Origin of the sequence: Pseudomonas sp. GL-R-26 (assembly GCF_019947365.1) — a bacterium.
Lineage (GTDB): Bacteria > Pseudomonadota > Gammaproteobacteria > Pseudomonadales > Pseudomonadaceae > Aquipseudomonas.
In genome coordinates this window covers 185460-197988 of the sequence record NZ_JAGYGI010000008.1, presented here as the reverse complement: position 1 = coordinate 197988, position 12529 = coordinate 185460, and the positions used below count along the sequence as shown (strand labels likewise).

Here is a 12529-nt window from a genome sequence, read left to right as displayed (position 1 = left end):
AACCTAAACGAGCAACTCCCCCGCCACTGCCATGCGAGTGGCTTTACCGCAGAGTTGCTCCACCAGCGCCAGGGCAAACGCCAAAGCCGCGCCTGAGCCTTGGGCCGTGATGCAGTTGCCATCGACCACAACCGGTTGATCGACGAAGGTACAACCCGACAGTTGATGGCTGGCCGAGGGCAGGCAGGTCATGCGCCTTTGACGCAATACGCCAAAGGCTTGCAGCGCCACGGCGGGCGCTTCGGCGATGGCGGCGAACAGGCGACCGGCCGCTGCCTGATCCTTGATCAATTGTTGCAGAGGCTGGTGGGCTGACAGGTGCTGCGAACCCACCGCACCACCGGGCAAGGCAATCAGGTCGAAGGGTTGCGCCAGCAAATCCACCAGCATCGCATCGGACGTCAGGCGAGTGCCGCGAGCGCAGGTGAGCATGCGTCTCCCTTCGATACTGGCCACCACCACTTCTACTTTGGCGCGACGCAGTACGTCGATCAGGGTGACGGTTTGCAGGTCATCGGTGCCCTCGGCGAGGGCAATCAAGGCTCTAAAGGTCATCAGGGACTGTCCACGGAATGATCTTTTAAGCGTAGTCAGCTTTCCCGACCCTTGTTCGAGACCTGTGGTTACTTGATGTAAAGCTGCGTCGACATCGTGTTACCGGGCGCGTTGATCGAGGTATTGCTGAAGGTCAGCGTGCCTTCCTGTTTGCCCGCCAGATCGAGGGCATACAAATAGCCGACGGTTTTTTCCCCGGGGGTGCAACTGGTCAGGTTGCCGTTCTTGAACGCGCAGACCGGTGTCCGTGTGCCGTTCACTTCGAAACCGTCGAGGGCAACATGGGCCTCACGCCCGTAACCCACTTCCAGCACGTACACCATGATGTTCGGGCCATTGTGATCGCAGCGCGTCCGGGTTTGCCCTTCGTCGATGTTTTCGACACCACAGGACGGCGACGCGACCTTGAGCACTTTCAATTGCGTCAGCGGCGCAGCAGAGGCCGCCACGGCCACTTGAGCCCCGAGAAACAACGCCATCCATACTCCGAAGACGGCAACCAGACGCTTTTTCATGCAGGACCCATCCACCCCAGAAAACCAGCGCGCAGTATGGCGCACTTGGCTTTGTCGCAAAACTTCGACGACGATCACCGCCAAAGCAGCCATATTCCCAAGCTACTGGTATGATGCGCGGCTTTTTCCGGCCCACAGTAATTTCCAGGCGCGTTCTGCTGCCTGTGCTTTGCTGTTGAGGTCGATACATTCACGGCGCCCGGCGCGCCACGGGGAGCAGACATGCTGGAAAGGCTGTTTCAACTCAAGGCACACAACACCAACGTGCGGACCGAGATTCTGGCGGGTGTCACGACCTTTTTGGCCATGGCCTACATTCTGTTCGTCAACCCGAGCATCCTCGGCGAGACCGGCATGGACAAGGGCGCGGTGTTCGTCGCCACCTGCCTGGCCGCCGCCATCGGCTCGACGACCATGGGCCTGATCGCCAACTACCCGATCGCCCTCGCACCGGGCATGGGCCTGAACGCCTTCTTCACCTACACCGTGGTCCTGCACATGGGCCATACCTGGCAAGTGGCGCTGGGGGCGGTGTTCATCTCGGCGGTGTGCTTCTTCCTGCTGTCGATCTTCCGCATCCGTGAATGGATCATCAACAGCATCCCGCTGCCGCTGCGCTCGGCGATTGCCGCCGGCATCGGCTTGTTCCTGGCACTGATCGCCCTGCACAACGCCGGTATCGTGGTCAGCAACCCGGCGACCATGGTCGGCCTCGGTGACCTGAAACAACCGGCTCCGATCCTCGCCACCCTCGGTTTTGCCCTGATCGTCGCCCTCGAAGCCCTTGCCGTGCGCGGCGCGGTGCTGATCGGCATTCTGGTGGTGACCATCGTTTCGATCGTCATGGGCTTCACCCCGTTCGGCGGCGTGATGTCGATGCCGCCGTCCCTCGCCCCGACCTTCCTGCAACTGGACATCAAGGGTGCGCTGGACATCGGTCTGGTCAGCGTGATCTTCGCCTTCCTGTTCGTCGACCTGTTCGACAACTCCGGCACTCTGATCGGTGTGGCCAAGCGCGCCGGCCTGATGGGCAAAGACGGCCATATGCCGAAAATGGGCCGCGCGCTGATCGCCGACAGCACCGCCGCCATGGCCGGTTCCCTGCTGGGCACCTCGACCACCACCAGCTACATCGAATCTGCCGCCGGCGTGAGTGCCGGCGGCCGCACCGGCCTGACCGCCGTCGTGGTGGCGATCCTGTTCTTGCTGGCGCTGTTCTTCTCGCCACTGGCCGCCAGCGTTCCGGCCTTCGCCACTGCACCGGCACTGCTGTTCGTCGCCGTGCTGATGACATCCGGCCTGGCCGAAATAGACTGGGACGACATTACCGTCGCCGCGCCTGTGGTGATCACCGCGCTGGCAATGCCGTTCACTTACTCCATCGCCAATGGCATCGCCTTCGGTTTCATTTCCTGGACCGCCATCAAGCTGATGTCCGGTCGCGGCCGTGAGCTGAACCCGGCGCTGGTGATCCTGTCGATTCTGTTCGTGATCAAGCTGGGTTGGTTCAACGCATGACTTTTGATTCCCAGGCCTATGCCGTTCAGCTCGAAGAAAAGGTCACGCGTCTGCGTGACCTGCTGGCCCCGTTCGATGCACCGGAGCCAGCCGTTTTCGATTCGCCGCTGAAAAACTTCCGCCTGCGCGCCGAGTTCCGCCTGTGGCGCGAGGCCGGCGAGCGTCACTACGCGATGTTTTCCCAGGAAGACAAACGCACGCCAATCCTGATCGAAGAGTTCCCGATTGCCAGCCTGCGCATCAATCAGTTGATGCCGCAGCTGAAGGCAGCCTGGCAAGCGAGTGCGCCCCTGAGCCACAAGCTGTTCCAGGTGGAGTTCCTGACCACTCTGGCCGGCGATGCGATGATCACCCTGTGCTATCACCGCCCGCTGGACGAGCACTGGCATGCGGCGGCGTCGAAACTCGCGGCCGACTTGAACGTCAGCATCATCGGCCGCTCCAAGGGCAAACGCGAAGTCATCGGTCACGATTACGTGGTCGAGAAGCTGGAAGTCGGCGGCCGCACCTTCAGCTATCGCCAGCCCGAAGGCGCGTTCACCCAGCCCAACGGCACGGTGAACCAGAAGATGCTCAACTGGGCATACGATGCGCTTGGCGATCGCTCCGATGATTTGCTGGAGCTGTATTGCGGCAACGGCAACTTCACCCTGCCGCTCGCCACCCGCGTGCGCAAGGTGCTGGCCACCGAAATCAGCAAGACTTCGGTCAACGCGGCCTTGAGCAACCTCAGCGAAAACGCAGTGGATAACGTCACCCTGGTGCGTTTGTCCGCCGAAGAGCTGACCGAAGCCCTGAACGAAGTGCGTCCGTTCCGGCGCCTGCACGGCATCGACCTCAAGAGCTACGAGTTCGGCAGCGTGTTCGTCGACCCGCCCCGCGCCGGCATGGACCCGGACACCTGCGAGCTGACCCGGCGCTTCGACAACATCCTGTACATCTCCTGCAACCCGGAGACCCTGGCGGCCAACATCGCCCAACTGCACGACACCCACCGCATCTCCCGATGCGCAATGTTCGACCAGTTCCCGTGGACCCATCACATGGAATCCGGGGTGATGCTGACCCGGCGTTGATGGCGCCTGCCAGGCACAAAAAAGCCGTCTTCACGACGGCTTTTTTGTGGGCGTTTACAAGACAACATCGACCTTGCGCGGGCGCCCGCCTTTCCTGCCGTTGGCCCGCGCGGCTTCAGACTTTGCGGCGCTGCTCTGACGACCATTGCGCGAAGCGACGACCGAGGCCGCCATGGCCATCAGCGACTTGCTCGCAGAAATCATCCCGGCGATGGATACATGCAGGTCCTTGCCTTCATGGCATAGGGCAGTACCCGCATAGCCGACAGTCAGACTGGCGAAGTCCCCGCCCTCAAAATCATCGAACTCCGGATAGTTGGCCACGGGCAACAATACGCCGCTGCCGTCTTCGAAGCTGACAGCCAGGCAGGGGGGCTGGTAGGTAACCGCTGTCGCCTGCAGGCTATTTTTTCTACGTAATTCGCCACGTTCAATGGCTTTGTCCAGGCTACTTTCCGTTACGGGATTATCGGCCTGAACCTTGGCTTTTATCGTTTTCATAACTCGATCTCCACACCTTCCTGTGTGCCTATCAGGGACAGCAACGTCTTGTTCGATTCGGGTTCGTAGCAAGCCGATCCAATCATGTTGGTGGTACTGACAACCCTTTTCACCACAACGACTTCGTTGCTTTGCCAGGCCCACAATTGATTATCAAGACAGGCCGTTTGTAACTTTCGCCACCAGATGCCCCGGGCGCGCCGCAAATGGGCAGGTTGCTGGAGCGATTGGCGCAATCCCTCAAGCACCGCCAACGGTGGCCGACGCGAAAGCGGAACTACATCCCAGAGCTCGACACCGTTGTGCCAAAAGCAGAACCTGAATCTCGCACTCCACGTACCGGCCTCCACATGCGCATGAGGCGGACAATGCTCGTCTCGCAACATGATCACTACCGACAGTCCTTTGTAATTGCATACCTTCATGCTAACCCATCCGTTAGGTTAATGAATCCGAGGATTCGACATTCTCTGGAAAATCCGACCGTTGGCAATGGCCGTCGAATCACTTCTTCCGTCCTCAGACTAGTGTCCTGCCGTTACCCAGCCCTGCGGAACACCGCGCGCAATGGTAAGAAATCCTTTCATTACGGCGCTGGCACCTGATAAATACTAATCCAGGTACTTCATCTGATCCCCGGTGTAATCAATCATGCAGCGACAATTCGAAGATCTTCAGTTGGGCAGCATTGAGCTGTTTTGCCTGGCCGCCGAGGCCGGCAGTTTTACTGCCGCGGCGCTGGTGGCGGGTGTCACCCCAGCTGCCGTGAGCCGTTCGGTGTCGCGCATGGAGGAGCGCCTGGGCGTGCGTCTGTTTGCGCGCACCACCCGCAGCGTGAAGCTGACCGACAGTGGTCGTCGCTATTACGAGGAGTGCCGCCTGGCCCTGGCGCAACTGATCGAGGCCCAGCGCGAGGTGATGGGCCAGCAGCAAGTGCCGTCCGGCACCTTGCGCATCAGTATTCCGACCACCTACGCGCATCATCGAATCCTGCCTTTGTTGCCCGAATTTCGGGCGCGCTATCCGGCGGTGAAGGTCGAGTCGCACATCAGCAATCGCAACATCGATTTCGTCGGCGAAGGCTACGACATGGCGATTCGCGTGCGAGCCATCCCGGATTCCGGCCTGATCGCCCGCCCGTTGGAAGATGCTGCCCTGGTGATGATCGCCAGCCCCGACTACCTGAAACGGGCCGGCACTCCGCAAACCCTCGACGACCTCGAAAACCACGAGTGCATTCAGTACGAATTGCCCAGCAGCGGCCGGCGTATTGCCTGGTTGTTCAACGATGAAGGCGTACCCCGGGAAATTCTCGCCGAGGGCAGCCTCAGTTGTTCCGACGATGTACTGGGCGGTGTCACCTTGGCCAAACACGGGGCGGGGTTGTTTCAGACCTATCGTTTTATCGTGGAAAAGGAACTGGCCGACGGCTCGCTGGTGGAAGTGCTCAAGCCCTATGGCGGGCGCTCCCGGCCGTTTACCTTGCTGTACCCGCAAAGTCGCCATGTACCGCTACGCTTGAGGGCGTTCATTGATTTTCTGGTGGAGCATTTGCCGCGCTGAACACCGAAAGTGTCCGATCACCGCCCACAACCCGTCAGCGTGCCTTCACTCCAATTGACCAAATTAACTAGTTAGTACAATTTATCTCCACAGGCCGGGATCCTCGGCCGATTCCAAAAATAATAAGTGGAGAGATTCCGATGTCCCCTATCGTTCTGGTGCTCAACGGCCCGAACCTGAACCTGCTCGGCACCCGTGAACCGGCGACTTACGGCCACGAAACCCTGGCAGACATTTCGACCCTGTGCGCACGTAGCGCCGAAGAATTTGGCCTGGCAGTGGAGTTTCGCCAGACCAACCATGAAGGCGAATTGCTCGACTGGATTCACGCCGCCCGCGGTCGCTGCGCCGGGATCGTCATCAATCCTGCCGCGTGGACTCACACCTCGGTCGCCATCCGCGACGCCCTGGTCGCCAGCGAACTGCCGGTGATCGAAGTCCACCTGTCCAACGTGCACGCCCGCGAGCCCTTCCGCCACCACTCGTTCGTATCCGCCATTGCAACGGCGGTGATGGCCGGTTTTGGCAGTCATGGCTATCGCCTGGCGCTGGAACACTTCAGTCATCGTTTGAAGGGGTGCTCGCCGTGACTCAGACCCACGTGATACTGGCCGGGCTGATTGGCGCCGGCATCCAGGCTTCCCGCACACCAGCCATGCACGAGCATGAAGGCGATGCCCAGGGACTGCGCTACCTCTATCGCCTGATCGATCTTGATCAGTTGAAGCTCGACAGCAACGCCCTGCCCGACCTGTTGATGGCTGCCGAGCGCATGAACTACACCGGGCTGAACATCACCTTTCCATGCAAGCAAGCGATCATCCCTCTGCTCGACGAACTCTCGCCGGAGGCCCGCGGTATTGGTGCGGTCAACACGGTGGTGCTCAAGGATGGCAAACGCATCGGCCACAACACCGATTGCCTGGGCTTTGCCGAGGGTTTTCGCCGGGGCTTGAAGGGCGTTGCCGTTGAACGTGTCGTACAAATGGGCGCCGGCGGCGCAGGTGCAGCGGTGGCCCACGCGTTGTTGAGCGAAGGCGTACAACAGCTAAGCATTTTTGACGTGGACATCCGCCGCGCCCAGGATCTGGCTGACAATCTCAATCAGCATTTCGGCGTCGCTCGAGCGGTGGCCGGATATGAGCTGCCCAACGCCATGGCCCAAGCTGACGGCCTGGTGAACACCACGCCGATGGGTATGAAAAAGCTGCCAGGCATGCCAGTGCCGGTGGAGCTGCTGCGGGCCGAACTGTGGGTAGCGGAGATCGTCTACTTCCCGCTGGAAACCGAACTGCTGCGCAACGCCCGCGCCCTCGGTTGCCGGACGCTGGACGGCGGCAACATGGCGGTGTTTCAGGCGGTGAAGGCGTTCGAGTTGTTCAGCGGCGTGGTGCCGGATGCCCAGCGGATGCTTGAACATTTCCAGAGCATGAATGACTGAATGACTGAGGTGAGGGGGCAACCCCCTCACCTCGCCTCAGGCTTGCAGGTACCGCAGAACCGACTCGCAAATCATCTCCCGATGACGCTGCTTGATGCATTCATCCGGCAGGTCGATCTGAAAAATCTCACCAAAGGTGTGGCGGTTCGAGACGCGATAGAAGCAGAACGAACTGATCAGCAGATGCACATCCAGCGGATCAAGACCGGTACGGAACAGCCCTTGCTCGGCGCCGCGGCGCAGAATCTCGCCCAGTGAATCGAGGATAGTGTTGTTCATCGCCTTGATCGCATCGGAGCGCTTCACGTACTCGGCGTTGTGAATGTTCTCGATACTGACGATGCGCACAAAATCCACGTTGCGATCATGGTGATCGAAGGTGAACTCCACCAGCCGCCGAATGGCTTCGACCGGCGCCAGTTCCGCCAGGTGCAGGCGATTTTCGGTGTTGCGGATATCGCCGTAGAGTTTCTCCAGCACCTCGACGTAGAGCTGCTCCTTACTGCCGAAGTAGTAATAGATCATGCGCTTGGAGGTGTGGATGCGCTCGGCGATGGCATCGACGCGCGCCCCGGAAAGCCCCTGTTGGACGAACTCGACGATCGCCTCCTGCAGGATGTTTTCGCGGGTCTTTTCCGGGTTGTTCTTGCGACTCTTGCGCGGCTCGATACCAGGTTCTACGGAGGCTGCGGGGAGTTCTGAAGTCATTGTCATTGCGGGCTCACGGCCATCACTGCACAGGCTGGCGATTATGGGCTGCGCGGCACGGTGAAGGAAGCCGCGCGGCCCACGTTTAATCCCGCGTTTACGAATTTCCTACAACTTCGCCTGGCGCAATGCGCCGCTACGGGATTTGGCCATGGCCGCCAGGCGCACCGCGACGTTGGCCGCGCCGTAGCCGGCATAACCGTTTTTACGCTGGATGATCTCGAAGAAGAATCGCCCCTCGAACGGCTCGGTGTACACATGAAACAGCTCACCGCCCTGAGCATCGCGGTCGTACAACACATTGTAGTAGGCCAGTTCGCTGAGGAACTCGTCGTCGAAATCGAACCGCGCCGCCAGGTCATCGTAGTAGTTGAGCGGGATATCCAACAGCGGCACGCCCGCCTCTTTTGCACGGCTGACCTGGGCAAAGATGTCATCACAATCAAACGCGATGTGATGAACACCGGAGCCGCGATAACTCGACAGCGCATGTGAGATCGCGGTGTTGCGGTTCTCGGAAATGTTCAGTGGCAGGCGGATCGAACTGTCGCGACTGCGCAAGGCACGGCTCTTCACCAGGCCATAAGGATCCGGCAGCACGACTTCATCGTCCGCCTCGAAATCCAGCAGGCTCTTATAGAACAGTACCCAACTGTCGAGGCTGTCGGCCGGCAGCGCCATGGCCATGTGGTCGATGCGCTTGAGGCCACCGCTGACCGGCGCATCCGCCAGCAGATTGAAGTCGGTGCCGTAGACGTCGGCATCCTGGTCCACCAGATAGATCAGGCTGCCATCCGGCGCACGCACCGCCGCCAGTTCCAATTCATTGGGGCCCACCAGCCCGCGATAGGGCTGGCCCTTGTAGGCCACGGCGCGGGCCAGCGCGCTGGCGCTGTCCTTGACCCGCACGGCGGTAGCGCACAACGAAGGGCCGTGGGCTTCGAAAAAGCTGTGGCCGAACGAGTAAGGCTCGGAGTTGAGGATCAGGTTGATATCGCCTTGGCGCATCAGACTGACGCTCTTGGAGCGATGCTGCCCGGCCTTGACGAAGCCCAGTCGCTCCAGCCAATGGGCGAGCTTGGCGCCGAGGCTTTCGTCCACGGCAAACTCCAGGAACTCGATGCCGTTGTACTCACTGGCCTTGGGCGTTTCGAACAGAATCTCGGAGTTGGCCGCAGGCGTGGCCTCCTGCGCCAGACGCTCGCGGGTTTTCTCTTCCAGGTACAGCAACGAACGTAAGCCGTCGGCGGCGTTGGCCCGTGGCGGTGCGGCGCGGAAACCGTCGTTGAAGATCTCCAGCGACAGCGGCCCGGTGTAGCCGCTCTTGATGATCGGCGCGAGGAACCCCGGCAAGTCGAATTCACCCTGGCCCGGGAAGCAGCGAAAATGCCGGCTCCACTCCAGCACGTCCATGGCCAGGATCGGCGCGTCAGCCATTTGCACGAAGAAAATCTTGTCGCCTGGAATCTCGGCGATAGCGCTTGGATCGCCCTTGAGCGACAAGGTGTGAAAGCTGTCCAGCAACACGCCGAGGCTTGGGTGATCGGCCTGACGCACGATGTTCCACACCTGTTGCCAGGTGTTCACATGCCGGCCCCAGGCCAGCGCTTCGTAACCGATGCGCAGGCCGCGTCCCCCGGCGTGCTCAGCCAGCAGTCGCAAGTCGTCGACCAGAATCTGTTCATCACCGATGGACTCGGCCGATGCATTGCTGCACACCAGCACCAGGTCAGTGCCCAGCTCCTGCATCAGGTCGAACTTGCGCTCGGCACGTTCCAGGTTGCGCGACAGGCGATCGCGGCGGCAACCTTCGAAATCGCGGAACGGTTGAAACAGGGTGATGGCGATCCCGAGATCGGCGCACATCTGTTTAATTTCCCGCGGACTACCGTCGTAGTAGAGAAGGTCGTTCTCGAAAATCTCGACGCCGTCGAACCCGGCGGCGGCAATGGCTTCGAGCTTTTCCGGCAGGGTACCGCTCAAGGATACGGTGGCAATGGAACGCTGCATGTTTTCGGCTCCCGGTGGAGGCTTCGGCTACAGGGAATTTGCGCCGCTTTTAAAAGAGTGAGCGGATTATTGAGCTGGGCGATGCATTGAGCAATTTAAAGTGTACTACCCAGTTAGTTTTGTGTTCGATTATCGAACAAAATGGTGATTGGCGAATTGACGATTTTTTGTCCACTGCCCAACATCGTCCTCACATTAAGTCCGGACACGCAGCACCGGCCGCGATGTCCAAAACACCAAATAACAAATTCAAAAAAACGGGTGGTACACATGATTCCTTCCCAAAGCTCACGCATGGCTCCGGCCATGAACGTCACTGCCGGTGGCATCGGCAACAAAATCCGCGGCGCCATGGCAGTCGGCAAAACCCGTTGGGGCATGCTGGCACTGGTGTTTTTCGCCACTACCCTTAACTACATCGACCGCGCCGCCCTGGGCGTGATGCAGCCTATCCTGGCCAAGGAGATGAGCTGGACGGCGATGGACTACGCCAACATCAACTTCTGGTTCCAGGTCGGCTACGCCATCGGCTTCGTGCTGCAAGGCCGCTTGATCGACCGGGTCGGCGTCAAGCGCGTGTTCTTCTGCGCGGTGCTGCTCTGGAGCCTGGCGACCGGTGCCCACGGCCTGGCCACTTCGGCGGTCGGTTTCATGGTTTGCCGCTTCATCCTCGGCCTCACCGAAGCAGCGAACTATCCGGCTTGCGTGAAAACCACCCGCCTGTGGTTCCCGGCCGGCGAGCGCGCCGTGGCCACCGGCATTTTCAACGCCGGCACCAACGTTGGTGCGATGTTCACCCCCATGCTACTGCCACTGATCCTGCACGTCTGGGGCTGGCAGGCCGCGTTCCTGTGCATGTCGGCACTGGGCGGGATCTGGTTGCTGTTCTGGGGCCTGAAGTACTTCAATCCGGAAGACCACCCGAGCGTCAAACAGTCGGAACTGGACTACATCCAGAACGAAGTCGAACCGGAACAAACCCGCGTGCCGTTCTCGAAAATCCTGCGCATGCGCGGCACCTGGGCCTTCGCCCTCGCCTACTCGATGACGGCGCCTGTGTTCTGGTTCTACCTGTACTGGCTGCCGCCGTTCCTCAACCAGCAATACAACCTGGGCATCAACGTCACCCAGATGGGTATCCCGCTGATCATCATCTACCTCACTGCCGACTTCGGTAGCGTTGGTGGCGGCATCCTTTCCTCGTTCCTGATCGGTCGCGGCGTCAACCCGATCAAGGCGCGACTGATGTCCATGTTCCTGTTCGCCTGCTGCATCATCGGCGTGATCATGGCGGCCGGCTCCAGCAACCTGTGGGTCGCGGTGGCCGCCATCTCCCTGGCCATCGGTGCGCACCAGGCCTGGACCGCGAACATCTGGAGCCTGGTAATGGACTACACGCCCAAGCACATGATGAGTACGGTGTTCGGTTTCGGCGGCATGTGTGCGGCGATTGGCGGGATGTTCATGACCCAGTTGGTCGGCCACATCCTGACCGTCACCAACAACAACTACACCGTGCTGTTCACCATGATTCCGGCGATGTACTTCATTGCGCTGACCTGGATGTACTTCATGGCACCGCGCAAGATTCCGAAAACAGAAGACTGATGTTCCCTCGACGCAGGCCCGATCTCGGGTCTGCGCTTTTTTTTGCCTGCGTTTTACCGCAGCTTAGCGGCGGCTTTGTTGCCACGCGGCCACCAACCCGCTGCAGCAGATCACGGCAATGCCGAGCACGGTGGTCAGTGTCGGCGTGTGGGAAAACAGCAGCCAGCCCAAGAGACCGGCGAAGATGATCTGGCAATAGCTGAACGGCGCCAGCAGTGCCGGTGCCGCGAGGCGGAACGCCTGGGTCAGGAATAGGTGAGCCGTCATCCCGCAGGCCCCCAGCGCCAGCATCATCGCGCCATGCACCAGGTTCGGCGTCTGCCAGAAGAACGGCACCAGCGCACTCATCACCAGCGTGTTGCACAAGCCTGCGAAAAAGTTGCTGGTGGTCGGGCTGTCAATCTCGCTGAGCTTGCGCGTCAGCAGTTGATAGAAGCAGAAAAACAGCGCCGAGCAGAACGGCAGCAACACCGCCGGGGTAAACAGATCACCCCCGGGGTGAACGATGATCAGCACCCCGCTAAAACCGAAAATCACTGCCAGCCATTGCCCCCGCGTCACCCGCTCGCCCAGCAGCGGTACCGACAGCGCGGTGACCAGTACCGGAGCGAGGAAGTTGACCGACGTGGCCTCGGCCAGCGGGATGTACATCAGCCCCGTGGTGAAAAACAGACTGGTGCCCAACAGGCACAGCGCCCGGATCACCTGCAGCAATGGCCGTTTGGTACGCAGCACCCGCAGCCCGGACTGCGGCAGGAAAATCCCGGCCATCAACAAGGTGTGAACCACGTAGCGCGCCCAGACCACCATGACAATGGGATAGAAACCGGAGAGGTATTTGGAAAAGGCGTCGTGGCTGGAAAACAGGAAGGTTGCGACAACGATCAGCAGGATCCCTTTGAAGGGCTGATTGACGCCGGAAAGCGGGGTGCTGACGGTCATTGGGTTTCCTTACTTGAAATCAAAAGCATCACGGGCAAACCACGCTTCCACTCAGCCAGCATAGAACCTGTGGGAGCATGGCTTGCCCGAGA

General features: G+C 60.3%; 13 protein-coding genes. 6 read left to right on the top strand and 7 right to left on the bottom strand.

Going from position 1 to position 12529, the window contains the following annotated elements:
- Positions 1–3: 3 nt before the first annotated feature.
- Positions 4–555, bottom strand: a complete 552-nt coding sequence (locus KGA96_RS11135) for a DJ-1 family glyoxalase III (protein WP_046041745.1) — start codon at positions 553–555, stop codon at positions 4–6.
- A gap of 68 nt (positions 556–623) precedes the next feature.
- Positions 624–1070, bottom strand: coding sequence for a DUF4879 domain-containing protein (locus KGA96_RS11130; RefSeq protein ID WP_046041836.1), 447 nt, complete (start codon positions 1068–1070; stop codon positions 624–626).
- 222 nt (positions 1071–1292) lie between these two features.
- Here KGA96_RS11130 and KGA96_RS11125 point away from each other — a divergent pair, with 222 nt between their 5' ends.
- Positions 1293–2588 (top strand): NCS2 family permease, encoded by a 1296-nt coding sequence (locus KGA96_RS11125; RefSeq protein ID WP_046041744.1) that lies wholly within the window; start codon positions 1293–1295, stop codon positions 2586–2588.
- Positions 2585–3664 (top strand): tRNA (uridine(54)-C5)-methyltransferase TrmA, encoded by a 1080-nt coding sequence (trmA, locus tag KGA96_RS11120; protein WP_102672598.1) that lies wholly within the window; start codon positions 2585–2587, stop codon positions 3662–3664. Before KGA96_RS11125 ends, trmA begins: the two co-directional genes overlap by 4 nt.
- Before the next feature lie 54 nt (positions 3665–3718).
- Here the strand turns inward: trmA and KGA96_RS11115 are convergent, their stop codons facing one another.
- Together KGA96_RS11115 and KGA96_RS11110 are read right to left on the bottom strand one after the other, a co-directional pair.
- Positions 3719–4165, bottom strand: a complete 447-nt coding sequence (locus KGA96_RS11115) for a DUF2442 domain-containing protein (RefSeq protein WP_046041742.1) — start codon at positions 4163–4165, stop codon at positions 3719–3721.
- Positions 4162–4590 carry a DUF4160 domain-containing protein gene (locus KGA96_RS11110; protein WP_223512810.1) on the bottom strand — a complete coding sequence of 143 codons (429 nt, stop codon included), beginning with the start codon at positions 4588–4590 and terminating at the stop codon, positions 4162–4164. Before KGA96_RS11110 ends, KGA96_RS11115 begins: the two co-directional genes overlap by 4 nt.
- A 226-nt stretch (positions 4591–4816) precedes the next feature.
- On the opposite strand from KGA96_RS11110, the gene KGA96_RS11105 reads away from it, so the two are divergent.
- The 3 genes from KGA96_RS11105 (at position 4817) to KGA96_RS11095 (ending at position 7169) form a co-directional block, all read left to right on the top strand.
- Positions 4817–5728, top strand: coding sequence for a LysR family transcriptional regulator (locus KGA96_RS11105; RefSeq protein ID WP_046041740.1), 912 nt, complete (start codon positions 4817–4819; stop codon positions 5726–5728).
- A gap of 140 nt (positions 5729–5868) precedes the next feature.
- Positions 5869–6318 carry a type II 3-dehydroquinate dehydratase gene (aroQ, locus tag KGA96_RS11100; protein ID WP_046041739.1) on the top strand — a complete coding sequence of 150 codons (450 nt, stop codon included), beginning with the start codon at positions 5869–5871 and terminating at the stop codon, positions 6316–6318.
- Complete coding sequence (locus KGA96_RS11095; protein WP_223512807.1) at positions 6315–7169, top strand: shikimate dehydrogenase; 855 nt, start codon at positions 6315–6317, stop codon at positions 7167–7169. The genes aroQ and KGA96_RS11095 overlap by 4 nt, the downstream gene beginning before the upstream one ends.
- 36 nt (positions 7170–7205) lie before the next feature.
- Here KGA96_RS11095 and KGA96_RS11090 read toward each other — a convergent pair whose 3' ends face one another.
- Positions 7206–7883, bottom strand: a complete 678-nt coding sequence (locus KGA96_RS11090; RefSeq protein ID WP_046041738.1) for a TetR family transcriptional regulator — start codon at positions 7881–7883, stop codon at positions 7206–7208.
- A 102-nt stretch (positions 7884–7985) separates the two neighbouring features.
- The gene (quiC, locus tag KGA96_RS11085) at positions 7986–9887 is read right to left on the bottom strand and encodes a 3-dehydroshikimate dehydratase QuiC (RefSeq protein ID WP_223466833.1); all 1902 of its coding nucleotides are present in this window, start codon (positions 9885–9887) and stop codon (positions 7986–7988) included.
- A 270-nt stretch (positions 9888–10157) separates the two neighbouring features.
- On the opposite strand from quiC, the gene KGA96_RS11080 reads away from it, so the two are divergent.
- The gene (locus KGA96_RS11080) at positions 10158–11495 is read left to right on the top strand and encodes an MFS transporter (protein WP_223512804.1); all 1338 of its coding nucleotides are present in this window, start codon (positions 10158–10160) and stop codon (positions 11493–11495) included.
- 63 nt (positions 11496–11558) lie between these two features.
- Here the strand turns inward: KGA96_RS11080 and KGA96_RS11075 are convergent, their stop codons facing one another.
- Positions 11559–12437: a DMT family transporter gene (locus KGA96_RS11075; protein WP_046041735.1), complete on the bottom strand. Its 879-nt coding sequence runs from the start codon at positions 12435–12437 to the stop codon at positions 11559–11561.
- Positions 12438–12529 lie beyond the last annotated feature (92 nt).